The 23,911-nt window shown below is 68.7% G+C and carries 20 protein-coding genes and 3 pseudogenes; 9 read left to right on the top strand and 14 right to left on the bottom strand.

The window, feature by feature from the left end; all coding sequences use genetic code 11:
* Positions 1 to 37: 37 nt before the first annotated feature.
* From ACFYO5_RS35395 to ACFYO5_RS35385, 3 genes are all read left to right on the top strand, one after another.
* Positions 38 to 844, top strand: a complete 807-nt coding sequence (locus ACFYO5_RS35395; protein WP_388717100.1) for a hypothetical protein — start codon at positions 38 to 40, stop codon at positions 842 to 844.
* 108 nt (positions 845 to 952) lie between these two features.
* Complete coding sequence (locus tag ACFYO5_RS35390; RefSeq protein ID WP_388717097.1) at positions 953 to 1,513, top strand: hypothetical protein; 561 nt, start codon at positions 953 to 955, stop codon at positions 1,511 to 1,513.
* 68 nt (positions 1,514 to 1,581) lie between these two features.
* Positions 1,582 to 1,821 (top strand): hypothetical protein, encoded by a 240-nt coding sequence (locus ACFYO5_RS35385; RefSeq protein ID WP_388717094.1) that lies wholly within the window; start codon positions 1,582 to 1,584, stop codon positions 1,819 to 1,821.
* 1,049 nt (positions 1,822 to 2,870) lie between these two features.
* On the opposite strand, the gene ACFYO5_RS35380 is transcribed toward ACFYO5_RS35385, so the two are convergent.
* The 13 genes and pseudogenes from ACFYO5_RS35380 to ACFYO5_RS35320 form a co-directional block, all read right to left on the bottom strand.
* Positions 2,871 to 3,584: a hypothetical protein gene (locus ACFYO5_RS35380; protein ID WP_388717091.1), complete on the bottom strand. Its 714-nt coding sequence runs from the start codon at positions 3,582 to 3,584 to the stop codon at positions 2,871 to 2,873.
* Positions 3,585 to 3,625: 41 nt separating this feature from the next.
* Entirely contained in the window at positions 3,626 to 4,024 is a 399-nt protein-coding gene (locus tag ACFYO5_RS35375; protein WP_388717088.1) for a hypothetical protein, read from the bottom strand.
* Between the two features lie 301 nt (positions 4,025 to 4,325).
* On the bottom strand, positions 4,326 to 4,640 hold the full coding sequence (locus tag ACFYO5_RS35370; protein WP_388717085.1) for a hypothetical protein: 315 nt from the start codon (positions 4,638 to 4,640) through the stop codon (positions 4,326 to 4,328).
* Positions 4,641 to 4,867: 227 nt separating this feature from the next.
* Positions 4,868 to 5,254, bottom strand: a complete 387-nt coding sequence (locus tag ACFYO5_RS35365) for a hypothetical protein (protein ID WP_388717082.1) — start codon at positions 5,252 to 5,254, stop codon at positions 4,868 to 4,870.
* A gap of 437 nt (positions 5,255 to 5,691) precedes the next feature.
* Positions 5,692 to 6,683: pseudogene (egtD, locus tag ACFYO5_RS35360) on the bottom strand (L-histidine N(alpha)-methyltransferase).
* 47 nt (positions 6,684 to 6,730) lie between these two features.
* Positions 6,731 to 7,957, bottom strand: coding sequence for an MFS transporter (locus ACFYO5_RS35355; RefSeq protein ID WP_388717079.1), 1,227 nt, complete (start codon positions 7,955 to 7,957; stop codon positions 6,731 to 6,733).
* Positions 7,958 to 8,121: 164 nt separating this feature from the next.
* A complete protein-coding gene (locus ACFYO5_RS35350; RefSeq protein WP_388717076.1) occupies positions 8,122 to 9,366 on the bottom strand; it encodes a glutathione synthetase in 1,245 nt (414 codons plus the stop codon).
* Between the two features lie 34 nt (positions 9,367 to 9,400).
* Positions 9,401 to 10,672: an ATP-grasp domain-containing protein gene (locus ACFYO5_RS35345; RefSeq protein ID WP_388717073.1), complete on the bottom strand. Its 1,272-nt coding sequence runs from the start codon at positions 10,670 to 10,672 to the stop codon at positions 9,401 to 9,403.
* 55 nt (positions 10,673 to 10,727) lie between these two features.
* Positions 10,728 to 11,819 carry a GNAT family N-acetyltransferase gene (locus ACFYO5_RS35340; RefSeq protein WP_388717070.1) on the bottom strand — a complete coding sequence of 364 codons (1,092 nt, stop codon included), beginning with the start codon at positions 11,817 to 11,819 and terminating at the stop codon, positions 10,728 to 10,730.
* A 65-nt stretch (positions 11,820 to 11,884) separates the two neighbouring features.
* Entirely contained in the window at positions 11,885 to 12,574 is a 690-nt protein-coding gene (locus tag ACFYO5_RS35335; RefSeq protein WP_388717067.1) for an HAD family hydrolase, read from the bottom strand.
* A complete protein-coding gene (locus ACFYO5_RS35330) occupies positions 12,571 to 13,740 on the bottom strand; it encodes an MFS transporter (protein ID WP_388717064.1) in 1,170 nt (389 codons plus the stop codon). The genes ACFYO5_RS35335 and ACFYO5_RS35330 overlap by 4 nt, the downstream gene beginning before the upstream one ends.
* 119 nt (positions 13,741 to 13,859) lie before the next feature.
* Entirely contained in the window at positions 13,860 to 15,125 is a 1,266-nt protein-coding gene (locus ACFYO5_RS35325; protein WP_388717061.1) for an MFS transporter, read from the bottom strand.
* A 516-nt stretch (positions 15,126 to 15,641) separates the two neighbouring features.
* Positions 15,642 to 15,938, bottom strand: a complete 297-nt coding sequence (locus ACFYO5_RS35320) for an SH3 domain-containing protein (RefSeq protein ID WP_388717058.1) — start codon at positions 15,936 to 15,938, stop codon at positions 15,642 to 15,644.
* A gap of 1,166 nt (positions 15,939 to 17,104) precedes the next feature.
* On the opposite strand from ACFYO5_RS35320, the pseudogene ACFYO5_RS35315 reads away from it, so the two are divergent.
* The 3 genes and pseudogenes from ACFYO5_RS35315 to ACFYO5_RS35305 all read left to right on the top strand — a co-directional run.
* Positions 17,105 to 17,272, top strand: a pseudogene (locus ACFYO5_RS35315) (IS110 family transposase); the annotation flags it as partial.
* 137 nt (positions 17,273 to 17,409) lie between these two features.
* Positions 17,410 to 17,660: pseudogene (locus tag ACFYO5_RS35310) on the top strand (IS5/IS1182 family transposase); the annotation flags it as partial.
* Between the two features lie 72 nt (positions 17,661 to 17,732).
* Complete coding sequence (locus ACFYO5_RS35305) at positions 17,733 to 18,011, top strand: hypothetical protein (protein ID WP_388712855.1); 279 nt, start codon at positions 17,733 to 17,735, stop codon at positions 18,009 to 18,011.
* A 392-nt stretch (positions 18,012 to 18,403) separates the two neighbouring features.
* Here ACFYO5_RS35305 and ACFYO5_RS35300 read toward each other — a convergent pair whose 3' ends face one another.
* Entirely contained in the window at positions 18,404 to 20,326 is a 1,923-nt protein-coding gene (locus ACFYO5_RS35300; protein WP_388717055.1) for a helix-turn-helix domain-containing protein, read from the bottom strand.
* Positions 20,327 to 21,507: 1,181 nt separating this feature from the next.
* On the opposite strand from ACFYO5_RS35300, the gene ACFYO5_RS35295 reads away from it, so the two are divergent.
* From ACFYO5_RS35295 to ACFYO5_RS35285, 3 genes are all read left to right on the top strand, one after another.
* Positions 21,508 to 22,128 carry a hypothetical protein gene (locus ACFYO5_RS35295; RefSeq protein WP_388717052.1) on the top strand — a complete coding sequence of 207 codons (621 nt, stop codon included), beginning with the start codon at positions 21,508 to 21,510 and terminating at the stop codon, positions 22,126 to 22,128.
* On the top strand, positions 22,125 to 22,733 hold the full coding sequence (locus ACFYO5_RS35290) for a toxin (protein ID WP_388717049.1): 609 nt from the start codon (positions 22,125 to 22,127) through the stop codon (positions 22,731 to 22,733). Before ACFYO5_RS35295 ends, ACFYO5_RS35290 begins: the two co-directional genes overlap by 4 nt.
* A gap of 68 nt (positions 22,734 to 22,801) precedes the next feature.
* A complete protein-coding gene (locus ACFYO5_RS35285; RefSeq protein WP_388717046.1) occupies positions 22,802 to 23,905 on the top strand; it encodes a DUF6545 domain-containing protein in 1,104 nt (367 codons plus the stop codon).
* Positions 23,906 to 23,911 lie beyond the last annotated feature (6 nt).

The raw sequence follows: 23,911 nt of genomic DNA, 5'->3' as shown, positions 1-23,911 counted from the left end.
CCGCGTTCCCGGGCCCACCCCGCATCAAGGAAGTCCCATGCACACCCCGACCCCGACGCTCGCCGCCGACGTCGCCGCACTGCTACCCAAGCGCCTCCACACCGAATGGACGGTCAGCGCGGCTCACCGCGAGGGACATCCGGACCACCCGGCTACCGGCCTGGCCGACGGCCAGCGCCGCTTCCTCCTTCTCCTGACCGACAGCGGTCACACCACGCTGACCGCTCCGGCGCCCGCCGCCGATACCTCGCTCACCGTCGAGGGCAGCGCGCCCACGACGGTCGCCGGAGCAGCGCTGCGTTCGCTTCTGCCGCGCATCGACCACGACATCATCCGGCTGTCGCCGCCTCGGCAACGGCAGCACCGTCTCCAGCGCCTCGCCGAACTTGACGATCTGCTCTGCGAACTCGGTACGACAGCGGAGCGGTTCGAGCGGGCTGACGAGACCACCGGCCTGTCCTGGCAGTGCGGCGACGCGTCCATGAGCTTCACGCTGCGCGGCACGTCGGCCACCGGCTCAGTGAGCTTCAAGGGAGGTCTGGGGGCACTGGAGCGCTTTCTCGCCCCGTTCCTTCCTCCGCATCCGGGTCCGGGACGTGCTGATACCAGCCCGCTGCGCGGCTGCGGCGGTGTGGCCCGCCGTGTCGTCGCGGCTTTCCCCCATGCCGTCGAAGCCGACGAAGACGGCCTCGTCCGCTTCTCGGACGCAGACGGCGGCCCGCTCCAGGGCTGGGTGATGCCCCGCGACATCAACGGTCCCACCGGGCCAACGACACCGGTCACGGCCGGAGTCTGCGGCGCCGGTATCGACCTCATTCTTTCTGCGCTGCCCACGCTCGCCTGAGCCACAACCCCGGCGCGCAACAGAATTCGCTTTCCGGGGCCGGGCGTGCCAGCCCGGCCCTCCCCGACGCCAAGCAACAGCGCCACGCCCCAAGCAAGGAACACCGCAGTGAGCACCACAGTCATCACGAACACGTTCACCCACCCCGACGTCGTCGCCGCACTCGAAGCCGGGATGGAGATGGCCGCCGACGAGTCGGGCCGTCCCGCCACCGCTGAGCGCTTCAGCTGGGCCACGGCCGCCGCCCTGACCTACCTCGACAGCGCCGGAGCGCCGTGGGCGGATGTGTACGCCCGGCACATCGAGATCACGGCCACGCAGGCCGCCGCCGATAGGGGCGAGGACGTCGAGGACACCTCGGAGCTGTACGCGGGCATGCACTACAGCCCCGAACAGGTCTCGGCCGCCGTGAACGCGGGGGTCGACGCCGCTGCCCGGACGATCCGCGACCAGCACGCGGACGACATCGACAACCTGGCGGTAAACGCCGTCCTGACACTTCTGGATGACCCCGAGGCCTCGTTCGACGCCGTCGTGGCCCGGTGCTACGGCATCCAGGCCGACGCCGTCAGCGGCTGGCTCTCGGACGTCCCGGCCGACAGCGACGCCGAACTCAATGCCCAACAGGTGGCCCGGATCGACGCGTGCCTCCGCTCCGTCGGCCTCTGACCACTCCGTATGTCGCCGGGGCCGGATGCCACGCAGCCCGCCCGGCCCCCACGAAGGAAGGACCATCCGTGTCCGTACTCCTGATCGGCCGCTGGGACGCCGAAACCCTCGAGATCGAGGAGTCCCACACCGTCGGCGACGGAGACCAGGAAGCGATCGACGCCCTGCTCAGCGAGCGCTCCGGCAGCTGGTGGGCGTGCGAATACCTGGTCGACCGTCACAGCGACGCCGTGCAGCGCGCGCATGAGGAACTGGCTTGTGGCCAGCACCTGGTCGACGAAGCCGAGGGTTTCGAGCCCGCGCCGTGACCGCCATCCGTTGGAGCCGCACGGCAGCGCACCCGCCCCGGTCGATAGGGCGGGCAAGCAGCTGACACCGTCCTCCTTCTCCAAAGGGCTCTTCCCACCCGTGATCACCTTGAAGTTCGCCCTGGATGAAGCCCTGGCCGTCGCCGGCCACGCGATGTTCGCCCCCGAACGGCAGCCACATCCCCGCGTCCAACCAGGCCGAGACCAGCCAGACTGCCTGTGCCTCCCTGTGGTGGGTCAGGGACGACAACACCTACCTCATGTCCAACGCCCCCTACAAGAAGGGCAAGGACCCGGGCATCGCGTTCGCCGACGGCTACGGGCCGGGCACCGTTGCGCGCGGCATCCTCGGCGGTGATGACCGTGTCGTCGCCGTCTTCGCTGTGCACGATCCGCATTCTCGTGAGTGCCTGCACTCTCAGCTCATCCGTGCGCGCCGTGACGGACACACCGTGCTCTTCCTGGAGACGGACGGCCAAACCGTAGTCATGAGCACCGGCCGCTGGCCTCGCCCCGGTTCTGGTCAGAAGCCGGCGGCCTACATGGCACGCCCTCGCGGGGCAACACGGTCGCGCAGAGCTGAACTGGTCACTATCCCGTGCCGGACGCCGACGGGCCCCTGGTCGGTCAGCCCAGGACCGGGCGGCGGTGGGAAGATCGGGTGCTTCCCAGGGTGTTCCTGGGAGTCGACGGCTCCTGCGGATTCCAGCCGCCAGGCGTCGATCACGGGCGCCGTCTTGATCAGCGTGAATGAAAGGGGCTGCGGAGCCAGCCGCCGTCCGCCTTGGTGGGCAGGGCCGTGCATTTCGCGGCGACCGGCTCGGTCGCGAACTCGCTGAACGGGGTAGAGCTCGGTCTCGGAGAGTGCGCCAAGCTGCGGGGCTGCGGCGAAACGGTGTGGGAGAAGCGCGGCTTCAGGGTGTCCGGCGGAGTGCGGGGGACCGGGCGGTGCGGCCGCGGAGGGCGGACGGGCCCGCCGCCGCTGATGTTCCGGTAGCGCGGCGGTACGGCAGGGCGCCGGGGTGGAGAAATGGTGGTCATGTGCAGTCCTAGGTGAGTTGGCGCAGCAGGGCGGTGAGGGCGGCCTGGTCGTTGGGGGTGATGCGGACCAGGGCGTGGGCGACGGCGAAGCCGGGCCCGCCGGGGCGGGTGTCGCGGTCGGAGTGGATCCAGGCGGCGACCGCGTTCGCGAGGTTGTGACGAATCCGTGCCCGAGGTCCGCCCAGCCGGTGCATCGCGATGGCGGCCTCGGTGCCCAAGGCGGCCCCGGCGGCGTGGTCCTGGGCCATCAGGGCGAAGTGTGCCTGCAGTTCGACCCCCATCGCCGTGTATGGGTGGTCGCGGCCGTGCTGAGCGACGAGGTGCTGGGTGGCGCGGTGAGCGGCGTGCTGCGCGGCATGCCACTGTCCAGCGCGTTGGGCTGCTCGCACGCTGTCCAGGAGCCGGGTGTCCTCCGGAATGCCCTGGCCCCATATCGGGTCGGGGGCCGTGTCGTCTGCGGCGGCCGGTACCTGTGCGGGGTGGATGGTGCCGTCGCTGGTGATCTGGTGCTGCTCGACGCGTCCGTCGGCGTGTCCGATGCTGAGCCTGATCGGCCGGCGCTGCTGCCCGGCTGCGGTGCGCAGAGGGGCGCACACTCGCTCGATGAGGACCTCGGGCGGTTCGGGCCCTTTCCGCAAAAGACCCTGGGTGTGGATGCTGCCGTTCGGGAGGATGATGATCGTCTCGTGTATGTCGGTGGTGAGTGACTGATTCAGGGGCACCGCGGTCTCCCTCGGTCGTGGTGGGGTGGGCGGGCTCGAGGTCAGCGGGAGCCGACCATGGCGTAGCGGTAGTCGAGGATCTCCGGCTTGCCCTGGAGGGGGAGATGGACGACGGTCTCGCCCTGGAACTGGTCGGCTACGAGGGCACGCGGCGTCCGGTTGTAGACGGACTCGGTCTTGCCGGGGGTTATCGGGAGTCCGGAGTTCCTGACGAGGCTCTCTTGCTTGTGGGCCAGCGGTGCGATCACCAGGACCATCTCGTCAGCCTCGGCGCGGGTCACCACGCCGCGAGGAGGCGCGCTGGTGGGTGGTGCGCTGGTCGGGCCATCGTGTGCGGGCTTGCCGTCGTTGGTGCAGCCGCTCAGCGCCGCGGCCGTGACGACGGTCAGCAGGCACAAGGTGCGCAGGGGGCGACGGTGCGGGAGGGATGTGCTGTTCATGCTCAAAGGTCCTTTCGTGGGTGCAGGGGCTGGGGGCATGACGGAGGCTGTTCGCTGCGGGATGCCTCGCGCGCGAGGCGCAGGACCAGTCCTCGGACCCCTGGTCGGCCCGAGGCCGTCGTGCGGGTGAAGATCGGCGGCCCAGCCCGGAGCCCGGAGGAGAGGTCAGTGCGGCCTGGGCCGTTGGCTGGCCCGGCCGGCCTTCGTGCTCTTGGTTTTCACGGTGCGGGTCTCCTTTTTGTGGCGGAGTGGAGAGGGCGTCTCGTCTTCTCGCCGGGCGAGGCCGAGCTGGTGGCCGTGTTCAGGCGGCCGAGGTGATCACGTGGATGAGCACAGTGGCGGCCCAGATCAGCGGGACGAGGGCTACGTACGCCAGCGGACGGTGCAAGATGGGCTTCCTGGGCGGATGTTGACGCGTGCCAGGTACGGGGATGGCGGGCTGGAGTCGGCGCAACTTGCGGTAGGCGCCCCAGTTGGACAGCAGGGCGAAGGGGGTTCCGACGATCAGGGAACCGACGCCCCACCAGCCCTGCCAGAGAGTCTTGGTGGTCAGCTCTCGCACCAGGGCGACTCCGCAGATGGCGCAGAACGGACCGTCTACCTTGTGCCATCTCATGAGGACGATGAAGCCTTGGTGAGAGCGAATCGCGCACGAGGCCACGGGGCGACGCGGCACACCCGGCATCCGATCGGGGGCACCGGCGCGAACGCCGGTTCAGCTGACGGGACTCCGGTGGCTGCGCCCTGCGGCGCCTGATGGGCCCGATACCAGGCTGGCATCTCGTAGTCGAGGGTGAATTCGGATTCCGGGCCGGAGTGGTGGCCTGGCTGGGGGTGGCGTGGTCATGAGGGGGGCTCCGGGACGGTTTCCGCGCTTGCCGCCTGGGGATGAAAGGCAGGCTCCCAGCCGGGAGCGTTGTGCCACGTGGTGTGGGCGATGCAGCGCAGAGCCCATCCCAGGGCGCTGATCGGCATGGTGAACAAGTCGTTGTCGGCACGGGCGGCCAGTTCGCGCTTGTTGTCCCATTCCTCGAAGACGTCGCCGACTCCGGCCGCCCACTTTCGTTCTTCGGTACAGCCGGTGGCATGCACGTGGGCCAGGCGCGCTCGGACGAACGCGGCGAGGCGGCCATCGCGTGCCTGTTCCCAGGAGGCGTCCGGAACTTGGCGGGTGAACCACTCGAGGCCGGGGTCGGGGAGGCGGTCGGAGGACCGGTGGACGACGGTCATCGCGAGTCTCCGCAGGCGGTGAGGCAATACGCCGCCGCTGCGCCGAGGGCGGCGGTGCGCGTGCGGCGTGGGAACGGGTGGGGAGAAGGCATCGGTATCACTCCTGATCGAATCGAGAAGGGCAAAGGGTGCTGCGCGCGGGCGGAGCACCGTGTTGTGGGGGGCGGCAGTCGAGCGGGACGCATCCGCTTCGCGGTGTGCACTGACGAGGCGCCCGGCGATCGGTCAGCTCTTCACAGGCCACTGCAGCGGCTTGTTGTAGAAGCCCTGGGTGAGCTCGGCTGCGGCTGCCTTCTGGGTCTGCGGGATGAGCAAGGCGGTGCGGCAGAGGACGTGCAGCGTGCGCTGAGCCGTCGGTGGTGCGCATCATCGTCCTTCGGTCGGCACGGGAAGCCCGAGTCCGGGTACAGGTGTGCGAGGGATGGGCTGTGAGGGCATCAGGCCGCCGGGGTGATGTCGTCGGCGCGTGCGATCATGGCCAGTCCGTAGAGCCGGGCGGGGTCGGTCCACCAGTGGCTCATCTCCAGGCCGGCGGCGTTGAGCTGGGCAGCAAGGCCCTGAGGATGAAACTTTGCGCTGACCTCGGTGCGCAGTTCCTCTCCCGCGGTGAAGGACACGACCAGGTCCGCGCCGCGCAGGGTGACGGTCTGGTGTCGGCGGGACCGCAGACGCATCTCGATCCACTCGTGGTCCGCGTCCCAGACCGCCACGTGCTCGAAGGCGCTCACGTCGAAGTCGGCGTCCAACTCCCGGTTGAGGCGGCGCAGAAGACCGAGGGAAAAGGCAGCCGTCACGCCGGCCGCGTCGTTGTACGCGGGAATGATGACGTCTGGGTCCTTGACCAGGTCCACGCCGAGCAGCAGGCGGTCACCCGGAGCCAGAGTGGAGGTGAGGGTGCCCAGGAACGACGCCTGCTCGGGAGGAAGCAGGTTGCCGAAGGTTCCGCCGAGGAAGGCGAACAGGCGTGGCCCGTCGGTGGGCGGAAGGTCGACTGCGGCGGTGAAGTCGGCGAGGAGGGGTTTCACCGCCAGGCCCGGGTACTCCGCCGCGAGGAGGCGGATGCCTGGGTTAGTGCGCTGGAGCTCACGTCGACCGGCACGTACGTGGTGAGCGGTCCGGCCAGGGCATCGAGCAGCAGGCGCGTCTTGGCCGAGCAGGAACCGGAGCCCAGCTCGATCAAGGTCTTGGCGCAGGTGAGCCAGGCGATGGTGGTGCAGGAGTCGGCGATGATCGCCTGCTCCGTCCTGAACGGGTAGTACTCCGGCAGCCGGGTGATCTCGTCGTACAGACGGCTCCCGTCCGCGTCGTACAGCCACTTCGGCGAGAGTTGTTTCGGGGACGTGGTGAGCCCCCGTACGACGTCTGTGCGCAGTTCAGCAAGGTGATCGGGCGCAGGCGAGGCCGCGGCGGGCAAAGTCGGTGCGATCATCGGGAAAGTCCTTTGGACGAGTGAGGTGGCGCGGGAGGGGACGGTGTTCACGTGGTCACCTGCTGGGGTTCGGCGACGGCGGTGGGAAGAACCCGAGGACGTCTCCGTCCGCGGGCGGCGCAGAGCACGACGAGGGCCGCAGCACCGCCGGCCGGCAGGAGCGCGCGGGCGAAGGAGAGGCCTGCGGCCGCGGTGCCCACGGCGCATCCGATGTCGAGAGCCGAAACGAGCAAGGCGCTGGCCTCGGTCACCGTGCCAGCCGGCGCCAGGCGGACGGTGAGGAGGTAGGCCGCGCTGAGCAGCGGGGCCATGACGAGGCCCGGTAGCAAGCACGCCGCGACCGCGAGAAGGGAGTTGCCGGCCGCCAGCAGGGGGATCCAGCCCGTCGCGAAACCAGCGCAGAGGACCACCAGGTGCAGTGCCGTCGGGCCGGGCCACGAGCGCGCCCCGTACAGGAGTCCGCCGACCAGGGCGCCGGCGGAGACGGCGGCGGGCAGCACGCCGGATAGCCCGGCGTATTGGAACTGGTCGGCGAAGGTGACCGCGAGCGGGGTGAGGGCGCCTATGGGGACGCCGATGAACAGCATGGCCGTGTAGAGAACCCGCAGGGGCTGAGACCGCAGCGGGCCCAGCCGGTCCGCTCGGCGAGACTGCGCCGTCCACGCACGCGAAGGGGGCGCGGTGACGACGAGGACCGTGCCCGCGAACCCGACAACTGCCGTTGCCACCACGGCCCAGCGGGCCGACGACGTGTAGGCCAGGGCGGCCACAAGCAGGGGGCCAGCGATGAAGATCAGCTCTTGTACCGCCGCGTCCAGCGCGACAGCAACCCGCTCGTGCTCGCGGTCCGGCATCAGTGGGCTCCACAGGGCACGCAACGTCGCGTCGAGCGGGGGCTTTGCCACTCCTGCCAGGGCCACCGCCGTGAGCACGACCCCCCAAGGTGCGCCGTCCGCCGTGAGCAGGAGGAGTCCGCCGGCTGCCATGGCCGCGCTCGTCGTCAGCACTCTTGTCTGCCCGTGCCGGTCCTCCAAACGGCCGAGCAGGGGCCCGCCCACGGCGTTGGCCAGCAGGTACACGGCAGCCAGTCCGCTCCCCGTCTGCAACCCGCTGTTCTCGGTGCCGATCAGGACGATGGCGAGGGGCGCCATTCCCGATGGCAGGCGGCCGATCAGCGTGCCGATCAGCAGCCGGGCGGCATGGGGCACCCGCAGCACGCTGCGATAGGTGGCAGCGTGTAGTGGCCTTTCGGCCGTGGCGGGGGCGGTCTGCACAGGGGCTCCTGAGGACGGGCGGGATGGCACAGCGAAGGAAGGGATCCGGGTGTGTGGGTATCGGTCCGGCTTCTTCGGCCAGCCCCGGTGGTTCCAGCTGGGCTCGGGGCGGGCCGGGTGGGTCAGGCGCTCACGTGGAACTCGTGCTTCGGGCCGGACTGTCATCAGGGGCGGATGCATGCCGGCCTCCCGTACAGGCCGAGGTTCTCGGCGGCTCGGATGACCTGGTCGTCTTGGTTGATGGCGCGGCTGTCGTCCGCGACGAGGAGGAGCCATCCCGTGATCTGGCCGGCTCGAACCGGGGTGTCGGCAGTGAGCACGGTGGTGGCGGCGACGGTGGGCAGGGCGGTGATGGTGCGCAGCAGGGCGTGATCCAGTGCACCGTCGTGCCGCGGCAGCAGGGCGATCTTCGTGACGTGGGCACGGCGAAGGTGGCGGGCTACGGGGCGCCGCCCGGTGGTGAGCAGCAGCGCCGTGTCACGGATGGGGTCGTGGCCGGTGGCCTGACGCAGCACGTCGGTGGCGAAGTCGGCGTGGGGATCGGTGCGCAGGGACAGCAGGGCGGGTCCGCGGTCGGGGATGAAGGTGACCGTGGCGTGGGCGGGGCCGTAGCGGACGCCGAGGGCGGTGAGCGTGCGCATCATGTAGAGGGCGAGGGCGCGGGCCACAAGCCCGTGGCGGCTCAGGAGGTCGGCGCGGCATACCTGTTGGTCGGCGGTGCGGGTCTCGGACCAGATCGCGGTGATGCTGTGGTCGGTGGATCCGTCGCTGCCGGGGCCAGTGAGGGTGTGAATGCGGTAGTGGGTGCCGGCGAGGTGCTCGCGCAGGACCAGCGGCTGGGTGCTGGAGTCGTGGATTCGGTGCCAGGCGGAGCGGATGTCGTCTTCAGTGCGGCAGACGGAGGAAGGATGGGCGTGGGTGGGGTCGGGGTGCTGGAGGACGAGTTCGGCCGCCTGCGTGCAGGGGGCCCATTCCAGGGCGTTGGCCAGGCGTGCGGTGCGGATGCTGCGGGGCGCGGTGATTCCCGCGTCGAGTAGCGCGGCGCTGGTGAGTCCGGCATCGCGGCGGATGTCCGCGGTGTGGAGAGCATTGCCGGGCAGATGGAGTCGGGCGGCGAGCAGGTCGGCGAGTTCTGTACCGGCTGGTGAGCCGGCGATGACGGCCTGGACTCCGAGGCGGGTGAGCTGGCTGGCGGTGCGTCGCAGGCTCGTGCGGTGGGTGATGTGCCGGAGGTAGCCGGTGTTGTCGTCCGGTTGGTGGGAGGGTTCGGTGACCGCTACGGAGTTCCAGCCGTGCCGGGCCAGCGCGGGCACGTACCGGTCACCGGCGTCAGCGGGAGCAATGACGGCGGCGGTGCCGGTGCGGTACGCGGGCGCGGCCGCCGCGTGAAGGGGTGCGGCGAGGGCCATGGTCGGGTCTCCTGTGGGTGTCGGTGCCGTGCGGTCAGGCGACGCAGGCGGTGGTGGCGTTGTCGGGCTGGATGTGGATGCCGCTGCGCTCTTCGACCAGTTGCAGTCGCCGGTGGCAGATGTCGGGGTCGGGCCCGGTGACCACGGCCAGTGCCAGGCGGTCCAGCAGCGTGGCGCGGGCCGGGGCGTTGACGTGGCTGCCGGGTGCGGCGAGCCACTCGAAGCGGTTGAGCCAGGCGGCGAACATGCCGGTGTGCATTGCCGTGACGCGGCCGGTGACGGGCGGATAGAGGAAGCGGACGGCGGCGTTCTGGTGCTGGCTGGGGACCAGTTCGGGGTCGGCGCCGACGGCGAGGTCGGCCGCGATCTGCGGCAGGTTGAGGCCGGTGGCCAGGTGGACCAGGTGCGGGATGAGGTCTCCGCCGAGCCGGGCATTGATCTCGACGATGCGCGGGCCCTGGTGGGTCAGGCGCATCTCGACGTGCATGACGCCGCTCGTGATGCCGACCGTGTGCAGCGCGCTGAGGGCGACCTCGTGGATGCGGGAGTCGGCCAGGAGAGGGTCGGTGGTGTCGACGAGGTGGCCGGTCTCCTGGAAGGTGGGTTCGTCGCCGAGATACTTACGGGTGATCGCGGCGATGTGGACGCTTTCGTGGCCCAGGACGACGCACTCCACGCTGATCTCGGGGCCATCGAGGTACTCCTCGATCAGCACGCCGGCGGTCCCGGTGTTCTCCAGTCCGAAGAGGGTCGCGCCGCGGGCGGCCTGGTAGGCGTCGCGAACCTGGTCGGCGGTGTCGGCTCGGCGCACGCCGGCGCTGCCGCCCATCGACCGGGGCTTGAGGACGACGGGGCCGCCCAGGAGAACCGCGTACTCGACGGCGGTCTCGGCGTCCGGGACGAGATAGGAGCGTGCGGAGGGAACATTGGCCGCGGTGAGCAGGGAGCGGCTGAGGTACTTGTCCCGGCAGGCTTCGACGGCGCTGGGGGTGTTGCCGGGCAGCATGAAACGCTCGGCGATCCGGGCCGTGAGCACGACGTGCTGCTCCAGGTAGGTGAGCACCCCGGCAACGCCCTGGTCGGCGGCCAGTGCGCCGACGGCGGCGGCGACTGCTTCGGTGTTCGCCAGGTCGACGGCGACGGAGAGGACAACGTGGTCGTTGGCCCACTCGGGAGGCTGGTCGTCGAGGAGGGCGACACGGTGGCGGGCGCCGATGTGCTGCAGTCCGTATCCGCGCCAGATGCGGCTTCCTGCTCCGATGACGATGAGCAGCGGCGATCTCGAGGGCTGCGATGGGTGGGTCACGGTGTGGTCCTGACGGTCGTTCGGGCAGGGAGTGTCCGCGGTGATCCGGTCGGGGTCAGGCCTTGTTCCAGGCCCGCAGGACGTGCTGGTTCAGTCCCGTGTGCAGGGCGCCGAGTCGGCTGATGAGGTGAGGGTTGGGCCTGGTGAGATAGACCGCGGAGGTGAGCGCGACGGGGAGCATGCCGAGGCGGGCCTTGTAGGCGTAGTCGAAGCGGCCGGCGTCCAGGACACTCGCGCCGGTGTCGACGGCGAACTTGACGCTCTCGTGCATCAGCCAGCTGTAGACCGGCAGGTCCCGGTTGCGGGCGTCGACGGCAGCGGTCCATAGGTAGAGCGCCGAGCCGTAGCGGAAGCAGAAGAAGCCGCCGGCGAGTGTGCCGTCGCGGTGTTCGGCGAGAAGTCCGACGGCGCCGGGGACGCGGGTGAGCGGGGTGAACATGTCGGCTCCGTACAGGGTCCGGTTCTGGCTGGCTGGACCGGCATGCGAAGCGAACTCCGCGATGTAGGAAAGGAGTTCGAGACCTCGGGCGATCTTGAGGGTGAGGCCGGCGTCGGTGCCGCGGCGGTGCTCGCTGCGGAATGCGCGGCCGGTCGTGCTGGAGGGGAAGTTCGCGATGAACTCGTCGACGGATGCGCCGACGCGGGCTCGGTGGGCCCAGGCCAGGACGACTTCGGCGTCGGGGGTTCGGGCTTGGTTCCACAGGGTTCGCTCGGCGGGCGGGATGTTCGCGATGACCAGGGCCTCGGTGCCGAGGTCGCGGGCAAGCGCACGGCCGCGGTCTACGGTCTCGCCCAGGACGGACACGGCCGCGCCGGGCAGTCCGCCGTACTCGCCGTACGCGGACGGGCTGTACAGGACGTCGGCCTCGAAGGTCGGACGGGTGACGCCGGCCTCGCATTCCATGGCGTGCCACAGCGGGCTGTTGCTGACCTGGTAGAACGACATGCGGTGCTGGCGCGTGCCGTCTTGGAGGAAGAGGTGGTGACGGCTGCGGACCTGCTCGGTGCGCACTGCCTGCCAGGCGGCGGCCCACTCACGGGTGTGAAAAGGAGTGGCCGCGGGCCGTTCGGCCGGGAGTGCGACCACCGAGGAGTGCCACGTGCTCGTCACAGCACGGGCGTTGGGGCTCAGGGCAGTCAGGCTCATGGTCGGCTCTCCGGTTGATGGGGATTCGGCGGGTGCCGGGCCGGCTGGACGGCGTCGCGAGGCGGTCATGCGCTCGTAGCGAGGGCGGCCGGGCGTGAGACGGCGGGCTGCTGGAGAAGTCGGCGGGCGAGCGCGGCCGGGTCGCCGGTGTAGTGCAGGGTCTGCAGGCCGAACTGCTCGGCGGCTTCGACGTTCTCCAGCCGGTCGTCGACGAACAGGGTCTTTGCGGGGTGCGGCAGTCCGGCAGCTTCGAGCGCGGCCTCGTAGGCCCGCCTGTGGGGTTTGTTGGCTCCGATGCGGGCGGAGTAGACGGTCCCGCTGAACAAGGTGCACCAGTCGGCGTCGTCGAGGCCGTTCGCCAGCGGCTTGGGTGCGTTGGACAGGAGTACGAGACGCAGTCCGGTGGCGTGGGCTGTGCGCAGAAGGTCCAGCACGACCGGGTCCGTGGCGGTCCACATGGCGATGTCGGCGATGCCGAGGGCGGCCAGGAGGCTGCTGCCCGGGGGTGCGGTCCGCCCGTTGCGCAGCAGTCCGCTCCAGAACGTATGGGTGGCGGCGATGCCCTCGTCAAAGGGTTCCCGCCGCTGCCAGAACGCCTGTTGGAAGGCGTGGGTCTCGTGGGGGTGCCATCCCGCGAGGTCGGCGAGCTGGGCCCACTGGGCGGAGGTGGGCTGGCGGCCGATGACCCCGTTGTAGTCGAGGATCACCGCCTCGAGGTCGGCGCCGTTGGGGGTGGTGGGCTTGGAGGCGGTCATCGAGACTCCAGGGCTCGGTAGGAGGCGAGGGCAACGGCCACCGCCAGGACGACGGGCAGGGCCAGTGCGGTGGTCAGGCTGGTGAGCGAGGCGATCGCTCCGATGGCGGCCGGCCCGGCGAGCAGGCCGAGGTAGCCGGCACTGGCGACCGTGCCCACGGCACGCGGTCCTCCTCGCCCGGCGGCTGTGATGAGGGCCGGCATGGCTGTGGACAGGCCTGCGCCGAGCGCCATCCAGCCGAGCAGGGCGGCCGGGGCACTGCCGGCGATCAGTGCGGCACCGAGTCCGGCGGCGCCCAGCGCTGCGCCGACGCGCACCAGGACGGGTGCTCCGTAGCGGCTGGTCAGCCGGTCTCCGGCGAGCCGGCCCGCAGCCATGGCGGCGCTGTAGAGGGCGTAGGCGGCCGCCGCTGTTGCCTCGGAGCTGTGGAGGGAGTGCAGGTGAACTGCCGACCAGTCGGCGGCAGCGCCTTCAGCCAGCAGGCATGCAGCGGCCAGGGCACCGAGCAGCCAGACAGTGGCGTGGGCAGTCTGCGCTGGCTTGACCTTGTCCGGGACTGCTTCGGGGCGCTGGGGTGCGTGATCGAGGGAAGTTGACGCCCGTACGCCCGGAACGGCGATGACCGCGGCGAGCACTGTGAAGGCGCCGACCATCGCGAACAGCACGCTGTGGGGCATCCAGGTGGTCACGGCTGCGAGCGCGGCCCCGCACAGGGCGCCGATTGAGTAGGCGGCGTGCAGCCCGGACATGATCGGCCTCTGGTAGGCGAGCTCGCAGTGGACGGCAGAGGCGTTGCAGCCGACGTCCAACAGCCCATGGGCGATGCCGAAGACGACCGCGGCGGCGATCAGGGTCGGCAAGGTTCGGCACTGGCCGAGGAGGGCCAGACCGAGGCCGAAGACCATGGCGGGGACGATCAGCAACCGGGAGGAACCGTGCCGGTGTGCCAGGCGTCCGCCGAGCTGGAGTCCGGCGACCATGCCGGCTGCGGCACCGAGGAGGACGAGTGAGAGTTGGCCCGGCCCGAGGTGTGCTGTGTTCTGGACCGCGGGCAGCCTCGTGCCCCAGACCGCCATGGCGAGGCCCAGCAGGGCGAAGACACCGAGCAGCAGTCGTCGGTCGTTTGTCGGTGGGGCGGACTGCTCGGCCGGAGCGATCGCGGTCATCGCTCTGCCCTTGTCGTGGGCGTGGGCCGGCCGGTCGCAATGGGAGACCAAGGGCGCTGGGAATCCCACGGGTTGGGCACCGTGGTGGTGTGTCTCATGGCGGTTCTCCGGTTCGGCGGTCAGGAAGCGGCGGGGACGGGCACGGCGGTCATGCGAGCGGCCGTGCGCCGATGGGTGAGCCCGGCGAGCGGCAGGCACAGGGCTGCGCCCACGGCGCCGGCGGCAAGGGTGGTGAGCGCGGCGAGTGCCCCACCGCCGGAAGCCAGGGAAACGGCTGCGACAACCGGGGCGACGATCACGGCGACGGCGAGGGTGGATCCCCAGATGCCTGCGTACAGGCCGCGGGCGGACTCGGGTGCGAGCTTGTTGAGGACGTCGGATGCGGCAATGAAGAAGGCGATTTCGCCGGGAACGGCGGCGACCACGGCGAGGCTGTAGCCGAGGGTGGTATCGGCGAGGCCGGCGCTGCCCATTCCGACGCCCAGAACGAGCGAGCTGGCCGCGAGTGTGCCGATCATGGGCCGCTGTCCCCCGCAACGGCGGCTGAGCCACGGCGTGAGCAGGGGGGTGAGGGCGATCACCGTTCCGGCGTTGGCGACCTGCGTCCATCCATAGGCGGTGGCGGCCAGGCCGTCGTCCTCCATGAGCATCGGAAGCGCAGTGAACATCCCCGCCGCGCACGTCAGGGCGAAGACGCTCCCCGCCCACAGCAGCCACAACCGCGCGTCGCGGGCCACGGCCCGTAGGGGGATGCGGCTGGAGGGCGCAATCGCGGATGGGCTGTCGGCGGGCAGGGAGCGGCGTGCGATGAAGGCGCATGCCCCGCACGCGGCGGCGTTGAGCCAGAACAGGATCTGGAAGCCGAGATGTGCGGCCAGAAAACCGCCGACCGCTCCGGTGAGGGCCGCACCGATGTTCACGGCGCCGTGGCGCCATCCGTTGACCGCAGCACGCTGCGCGTCGTCCGTGATGAGGTCGGCAATGAACGCCGAGACAACCGGGCGCGCCGCGTCGTAGACGATGCCGGCGATAAGGGCCCCGGTACACACGGCGGCGAAGCCATGTGCCTGTGCGAACAGCGGAAGGAAGACTGCGGCGGTTGCCATCGCGGTCACGAGGGTGCGGCGCCGCCCAATGCGGTCGGCAGCCCATCCGGTCAGCAACTGGCCGAGGAGCCAGCCAATACCGAAGACACCGAGGACCTGGCCGACGCCCTCGGTGGTATAGCCCAGGTGCTTGAGGTGGTAACTGAGGAACGGGTAGGCGAAGCCGAAGCTGCGTGCCACGAGCGTGGTGACGAGCAGGGCCCAGATAGCGGTCGGCCATGAGGGTGGGGCGGATTGTTCAGGAACCTCGGCGGCGGCGGGCAGGGTGGTTGCTGACACAAACGCTCCAGAAAGTGCGGACGCTCGACGTTCCCGGTGGGGCGGCCGGCGTCAGCGGGTTCGGGCGCCGGTGGATGTGGCGGGGGCGTCGTCGTGGGCGGACGACGCCCCCGCTGAGCAGCCGGCCGCGCCCGCGCCGGAAGAACGCGGTGGATCGTCCCAGGGGGATGAGGATGAGCGGCCGGGCTGCGCCTGGTGCCGGGACGATGGAAGAGGCCCGTCCGTCCGGCCCGGAAGTTGGGCTGCATCTGCACGGTCGGTGTAGGTTCCGTTCGGGTGTCCGCTGGTCTCATAGTGGGCAGAGGGCTCTTCAGCCGTCCCACCGTGCGTCCTCAGATCCACACCTTCTGCCGTGTCCGAATCCTCAGCTCGTGCGCCAGCTAGCAGGTCGGCTGCGGTGTGGGCACAAGCGGAACTTTGCATCGACCTCGGCAGACTCGGGCCAAAGCGGGGATCGCAGCTGAGCGAGGAAGGCTGGGCGAGTCGGCGTCCAAGCGATAGGACGGACGGCCGCGGTCAGAGCGTGAGGTAGTTGTAGTAGACCCAGCCCCACCTCCCCGCATTGGCGCCGCTGGTGACCTTGCCCCATGCCCAGTTGTTGCCGTGGGGGTACGCGATGCAGTAGTGGGTGAAGCCGGTTCCCCTGGAGAGGATTCCGATCGACGTGTCGGACGTACTCGGGCCGGTGCGTAGGTTGACTACTGCGGTCGTCTTCGCGTTGTGCGGGGTGTTCCATACGTACTGGCACTGGGAGGGCCTGGATACGGCGGAGGCGGTCGGTGCGACCGCGAGAGCGGCCCCGCCTGCCGTCAACAGAACGGCGCTGGTCAGTGCTACAACGCGCGCGGCGATGCGCATGCCTTCTCCTTGGGATACGTCGTTTGGGACAGAACGGGTCGACCAACGCGCGGCACGGGGTCCGACGCTTCGCCTGTAAGTGGGCTTGGCCGTGTCGGGCTGCCGCCGGTACGTGGACGGCGGGCGTGGCTGCCCTAGGCACGGAAGGTCTGTGAGCCGGGAGTGTCCCCTGCGCCTAGCGGCGGCAGATCGGGGTACGAGGGTGGGCCGGACGTTGTCCGGCAGGCGCGTAGCCAGGCGCAAGGGTCTCGTGCGGAGGGCCCTTTATCCGCCCCCCATGTGCGGCGCGGCAGGAGCAGCTGCTGGGAGGCCGCCTTGCTCCTGCCGCGCGCCGCTCGCTCGGGGGAAGGAGGTCTTCCCCGGGCGTGGCGCCGGTCAAGGATCTGGTAAACCCGCAACCGGCTGGGACGCGCTGTCGGGCGTGGTCGGGTGCTAGCCGCTCAGCCCGGCTGCGCCGAGGTCCTTCATGCGGTCCCGTTCCGCCCTGGAGCGTCGCCGGCGAACCCACGCTGTGGTGGGCGATGCCGACTGGTCCGTCGCGTGCTTGAAGGTCATGCCGTTCGCCCCGTCTGGCTCAGGGGGCCTTCTCCTAGGAAAGTCCAGCGGCCACGCTGTTCTCGCACGGCGCACTGGTCTATTCTGGACACCGCCGACGTGCTCGAACACGCCGGTGGAAGGCCCCAGTGGTTCCTCAGTTCTGCTGGTGGTGACTCTGCTGAGAGTCATTTTTCACAGGCCCTGGCTTGGGCCTGGTTTAGTGCTGGCGAGAGCGGGTGCCGTGACGGTGGCTCCAACCACCCTCTGGTACCCGCCTCCTGGCTTGTGCGGCAGATAGTCGCCGCTCACCGGGACAGCTCGCCGCTGACCTGATCGGCTCCCCACCGGCGGGTTCGGCTTGTGCCTCACTCGTAACAGTGGTTGAGCCGGGCTTGCATCAGCAACGCTAGGCATATGCGCGAGGCGATGCCATATCACCGGTGCACAAAATGGCCGTTGCCGCCTATCGGCTTAGCACCAGGCGGCCGTATGCGAGCGCAGAAGTGCACCTTCCTTATGATGGTCATGCCGGGCGTGCACACATCCCGGATCCAGTACGACTCATCTGGCACTTGGCCGTCTGCGCCAAGGCCCACTACCGGCGACGACGCGACGACCACGGAGACTGGCATGGCGCCGCACAGTGCAACCTCTTCAACCACATGCTCGGCCAGCCCTACCACTGCCTCCAGCACCACACGCTGTTTGACGAACAGACGGCCTTTCCAGCCGCTCTTGCCGCTGCAGCCTGACGGCGATCACGTCTGCCATGCTGTTCCTCTCACAGGGGCGGAGGACGTGTGACTGAGCGGATACGCCTTCGCTGGAACTGACTGGGCAACCATTGCAGCCGACGTTCAGGACACCGACGATGAAGCACCCGACGCCCATGGAGATCACCGCCCGCAAGCCAGGGACCAGGGGCTTCACTCCGATCCCGAAGCGGTGGGCGGTCGAACGGACCTACGGCTGGCTCATGCTCCACCGCCACCTCGCCCGCGACTAGGGAACCCTGCCCACCCGATCCGAAGCCGTGCTCCACATTGCCATGACCGACCTCATGGCCCGCCGCCTCACCAGCGAGAACACCATCTCGTGGCGCGGCCCGCGGAAGACACAGAGCAGCAAATATCGGGATGAAACATCAGACGATAACGACCTCTGAGAAGCCGTGCCGTCCTCGGCACGTGCGGTGGCTGTCATCATCATTGGATGACAGGCAGGCAGCTCCCGGCAGGTTGGACCCTGGAGGAGATCCGTAAGGTCTCCGGCGACTGGGAGGCCACATCTCTCGACATCGATCGAGTTGTGACCGGTTGGCCGGCACAAGGCGAGCGGCTCCACCCCGAGATCGTCTTGGGATTCCACGGGCTCTGCCTGGTGAAAGCCGTGAACGATGACGACTGGTACATGGGCAGTCTCAACGACGACGGCAGCATCACCTGCTGGAGCGCATACGGCGACCTCTACGAGGCACTTCGCGGCCTATAGCTCGACGACACCTGTACCGGCTGGACGCCTACGCCCGTCTCAGTTTCCGTCTCATTAAGCGCCGTACACGGACGTTTAGGCGAGATTCGAAGCCGTCCCGCACCGACGGCCAGCCGTTCACGAACGCAGGTGAACGCTCCTGAACCCAGCCCAACGCCCCACCACCACAGTTGGAAAGCGTGCGGGTGCGGAAGCGCGACATGTCGGCTGGACTGCTACCCCTGGGCGGGAAGATCAGGATGGTTGGCCAGAAAGATCATGTAGGTCATCGCCGCTGCTGCCCCCAGGGGAGACAACACGGCACCCACTACGGCTCGCGACCTGCTCGCTCGACCCGACTTTGATGCGTGGTACTCGACACAGGCCCGCACGAGGCCGACGAGGGCCAGGTCTCAGCTCTGGAGGGTCAGCAGGCGGCGACTGTCAGGTCTGGCCGAGTGGAGGTCAGGCTGTCCGGTAACGACGTGCAGCGAAAACTGGAGATCGCGCACGCCGGCGAGGGTGGCCAGGTCACGCTGGATGTAGCCTTCCAGGGCCCGGAGGTGGGACCGGACGGTGACCTCGGAGAGGCCGAGCGCGCGGGCCGCGGGTTCGATGTGGGTGTCGAAGGTGAGCCAGGCCAGGGCCGTGGACACCAAGTCGCGTCGGTCCGCCTGGGCCGGCCGGACCAGGGTCTGCGCCCAGGCCTGCACCTGAGGCGCAGCCAGAATCTCTGCCAGGGACGGCGGTTCCGTACCCGTCAGGTACGGCGAGGCCGATGCCTCGCGCTGTGTGACCAGCTCCATGGCCAGGGCGACGGCAATGCGGTCATTGACGGTGGCGAAATCCATGCGCAGGAGTTCGGCAGCGCGTGCAGCGCGCCGCATGACAGTGTTGCGGTGCAGGCGCAGCCGGCGTGCGGCCACCGTGTGCGGGTAGGCGAGGGCGGCCGGGAGGGTCTCCCGCATGGACTCCCATTGCGTCTGGCCGCGCATGAGCGGCATCAGCAGTCGGTGGGCCCAGTGCTGTGCTTCTGCCTGGGGCAGGAGGCTGACAAGGTCGGAGCCGTGTACGGAGAGAGCCACCGAGTCGGGCTGGAAGGCAGCGAACCGCTGCGCGGTGACGGCCTCATGGAGCGCGTTGGCAAGCAGGGTAATGGAGTAGATGCCGCTGCCGCCCAGGGACGAGGGAGGTCCGAGGACGCCCACCAGGCGAGTGAGTTCCTCGGAGACGTCCACTCCGGTGTCCTCGCCGGAACGGATCGGCTGCACGATCAGTATCCGCCGGTCGTCTCTCGGCGCAGGCACAACGAGGGCCTGGTGACCGACGGATGTCCTGCAGCGGCGCTCAGCCAGCTCCCGGCGTGCCGGCTGGGTCTCCACCACGAAAACGCGGGCGGTCTCAGGTTCCAGAAGCCCCGGCGCCAGATTGGCCATGACGCGCCGCGCCTTGTCAACCTCACCGTCCACAAGAAGCTCGAACGCTGCGCTGCGCGCAGCTTGAGAAGCACCTGAGGCTGCTCGGTACTCGCTATGCGCCTGGCCCACGAGGCCGAGGAGTTTTGCCGCATGCCGCAGCAGCCGCAAGTCTTCCTCGTCGAAAGGGGTTTTGCGGGCAACCGCGAGCACGGTGCTCGCAGCCGACTGCGGAGCCAGCGACACGAGCTGGGTGTGAGGCCCGGACGGTATCTCGGGGCGAACTCCTCCGACGGATTGCCGGATGATGGCCTGGGCCAGCTGTTCCGCAGCCGTGGCCGGGGAGGCAGCGAGGACACGCTCTGGCTCACTGACCAGCACCTGACAGTCGAGGACCCGGGCGAGCCAGTCCGCAATGCGTTGCATCGCGCGGGAATCGGCCAGATGGGCGGGCAATTCCTGTACCAGGGAACCGAGTTGGGCAGCGCGGCGCTCAGCGAACCTCAGACGGGACTGCTGGATCTCCTCATGCACGCCTTGCCAGCACTCGGCGGGAGCGGACGTGGTCAGTAGGGCGATGCCCAGCCTTCCTGCTCGGTCCACGATGGCCGGGGGGAACGGCTGTCGTGCTCCTGGAGCAGCGCTGATGGCCAGAGCCGCGCCGCCCTCCCGGCTCATCCTCTGGAGCAACAAATCGAGCACGGTTGTGATTCTGCCGCGGATACGGAAGGGGGAAATCCCGAAAATCAGGACGAGCGAGCCCTCAGACAGAACCATAGTGGTTCCGTCTTCCAGTAGTTGCTCAGGCGTCACCCTCACCACGCCGGTGATCTCCGCGGCCTGAGTGCGTGGCGAACCACTCGCCACGAATCTCAGTTCGAGATCAGGTCGGTCTATGGACACCGAGCCAAAGGTCGACATTTGCTCTCCTCGTTGCGAGCCCGACTCCTGACATCGGGGCCGACGAGATTGGAAGTGACCGAGGTCCATCGGAAAGTGCTCAGCTATCCCTGTCAACTCCCCTGCGGAAGGGGATGGCGCCGCCAGCAATAGCTGGAGATGCAAGGCCGGCGACAGGTGCGGCAATTTCGTCCGCCGTAACTTGTGGCCGCTGCGGGGTGGCCCTCCGCGACGCCCCGCAGGGCTTGGGCGAGGAGCCGCTCGACGATCAGCGTGCTGAGACGGTCGGTGTAGTAGACGGACTGCTCCTGGCTCTCGCCCGCGTCACCGCCGGTGGAATCAGGGCTGCCCGCGCCGCCCGAGCGGAAATGGGAACGTGAGCGGCGAGACCGCAGCTCCATGGCACACATGGACGTCCCGAGCGTCTTGCCGGCGCCAACGTCGTGGGCAAGGGGCGCGGAAGGCTCGTTGAGGATGCGGGAAACCGCGGTCCGCTGGTTTGGGCGCGGCCTTCCGTCCGCCCACTCTTTGCCCCTTGCTCCGTCCCAGTTGCCGTAGGACCGAGGGCTGATGTCCAGTCGCGCTCCGACTGCTTCCTGGCTCAGGAGTAGGTGGTCGCGGCGGCCCTTGAGTAACCGTTGGAGCCTCATGGCCTGTACTTTGGTGACCAAGCCCTCTTCGGCTTCTTCCAGGGTGGCTAGTTGAACGTCCATAGGCATTCCGTCTCCCTTCAAACGTGTGGCTCTGTGCGCAACCTGGTGGTCGACCGCTGCTGAAGCCGTTCAAGACGGATGGCGGTCATCAATGCCCCGGTCGGAAGCTCGGGTGAGCGCAGCCCGGCTGTCGTGGGCGTGTAGCGCGCTGGTAGATCGGCGGCCGGAGTGGCCTGCGAAGGGAGCCCAGCGGACTACTCGGCATGTGAGATCGCCAGGCACCATTCGGTGTTGGCTGTCCACGGACTTGCGCACCCTCCCCCGGAACCGTCCGGGAGACTCATGGGTTACCCGAGCGTCAGGTTCCACTTCAACTCCACCTTGCCGCACGCCACTTGCCCGGAGGGGCCGTGTGCGCAGCAGGATCTTGCCCCCCGCTAACGTTCCGTGTCAACGATCGTTTCCCTATCAGGCAACGATCGTTTCCCTTCTTGGGTGGCCCGCGTAGAGTGCGGGACAAGTCGATCGACAACCCGCGGGAGCGCATAGGTGGACACCCCCGTCTCCGAAACCTTGAGGCGCCTGGATGCGCAGATCGAGGCGCAGAACCTAGACAGGCAAACCGTCCTAAATTCCCACATGCTGGCCGGCCTTACCTCTCTGCCTGAGGACACGGTCACCGCCCTTCTCCATGGCGAGTGCGTACCGGAGTTGGACTTCAACGACCGGGTTCTGAGCCGCATCAGAGCCTTCGTCGCACGCCATCGGGCTGATGCCAACAAGTCGGAGACGCAGCTCACCAGGGAGGTCCAGGCGGCCCTGCATCTGTCTCGCCCGTGGGCCCGCAGCATTATCCGCGGGGAGAAGGTACCCAACTCAAAAACACTGCATGAGCTGGCCGTTTACTTCGAATTGGACGGTCAGGAGACGTACTTCACCAGCCCGGCCGCCGACGCTCTAAACCGGGCTCTCCAGCGCATTCTTCTGCGGTACGAGCCCCCGGAGCGAGACCCGCTCGAGGCCCTCATGGAGAGGTACGGAGTGCTGGGCAGCGACATGCGAGTGCACGGCAGCGCCTCTGGCATCGCCAGCAAGGAGCAGTTGGCTGCTCTCCTTGAGGGCGTGTTCAAGTCAGTCATCCCGCCGAAGCACGGGGGCCCGGACCGATGAGCGGCAAGACCATGAAGGCGCTGTTGGCCGAGCTGGGACAGGACGTGGCTGAGCGGATCCAGATGCCGGCCCCTGCGGAGGTCGTTATGACCGAGTTCTGCCGCGCAATGAGCGAGCGCAAGAACAAACCGGTTGACCTGGTTTTCAGGGAGTTCCCACCGGAAGTGCCGGTCTCAGGATTGCGCTTGGTACTGGATGACCGGAGTGTGATCGTGATCGCCGCTGGTATGGCCCCTCAGGCGCAATTGGTCATCCTTGGGCACGAGCTGTACCACGAGGAGTTCAACCACTGCAGTCACGCGATGCCGGGCCTGGGCGCTGCCGCTCGCGCGGCCGCCCCTGACGCATCAGGCGAAGCCGTTCAACGTGCAGCGGAACTGGTCCTCGAGTCAGAGCATGTCCCGCTCAATGCACTGCTCGCCGTCGCAGCCCGTTCCGAATCCACGCACAATGATGAGGTCAACGCCGAGACCTTCGGGCTGTGGCTCGGCCGCGAGGTCCGTACCTGGGTGGACGGACGGCATGCACAGCCCCGCGCCAACGCCGCCACCGTCGAGGGCCGTCTCGCTCTGTCGCTGTCGCACCGAAGCGGGCACGTCCTCTGATGGACCTCCACATTCCTTACATAGTCCCCACTGTCGCCCTTTTCAGTGCCCTCGCGTTACGAGGCCCGATGCTGTGGCGCGCTGGCCACCGCGACCCCGACGTCCGCGCGACTGCCCTCCTGCTGCTGTGGGCTGCGGCCGTCATCGTCGTCATCACGCCGATTAACATCCACCGGCTGAACGTATGGACCGGCATCCCGAACCTCGCCGCTCCCTGGGCGTACAGCTTCCTCACCGCATTTTGCGCGACCGGCCTAACCATGATCATGCGATGGAGGGAACCGCCCTCTGACCGGCGTCGCCGGCGCATGACCGCCATCTACTGGATATACGCCGGGATCATCGTTGCGCTGTGGGTGACGTTTCTCCTCGCCGATGTCCCTGAGGCACGAATCTACGACCTCGATACCTACTACGCCAGCACCCCGTGGATGCGGGAGCACATCCTGCTGTACGTGCTTGCACATGCCGTGTCTTCTCTGGTGTCCGCGAGCATGTTGTGGAGGTGGTACCCCAGAATCACTAAAGGTTGGATCAAGAGCGGCGTCGTCTGCCTTCAGATCGGATACGCCCTGGGTTTGGTTTTCGACATCGCCAAACTGGGTGCGGTCAGTGCCCGCTGGGGCGGGCACAACCTCGACGTACTCAGCACCAAAGTGGCGCCACCGTTTGCGCTTCTTGAAGCCGTTCTCGTCGCGCTCGGCTTCATCATTCCGCAGGCTGGCCCCGCCCTTCAGACCCGCATCCGCAACGGGCACGACTACCGGCGTCTCCGCACACTATGGCGGACCGTCCAAGTCACCAATGCTTCGGCGGCCAGCGCCCGTTTCGGTCTTTTCACGCCGCTGGGCTTGAAGCTGATGCAACGAGAGCAGCGCATCCACGACGCCTTGCGCGTCCTCGCCCCCTTCTTCGACCACGTCGCCTACCAGCAGCACTACGAGGAAGCCGTCGCCAAGCACAGCGAGGACCGGGCCCGCGGTCTGGCCGGCGCCGTCGCCATCCAAAAGGCCGTCAAGGCATACACCGCTGGAGCATCCTTCACCCCACACGGCCAGCCTCCGCTGATCGGCCCCGAGGTCACTGACCACCTGGACGCCATTGGCGAGGCCCTGCACCGCCCCGTCTCCTCGACCGCATACGCCAGCGGACGACCAGCACAGAGAGCGTGACCGTCC

Source organism: Streptomyces sp. NPDC006259 (assembly GCF_042870975.1).
Taxonomy (GTDB): Bacteria; Actinomycetota; Actinomycetes; order Streptomycetales; family Streptomycetaceae; genus Streptomyces.
This window is presented reverse-complemented; position numbering and strand designations above follow the sequence as displayed.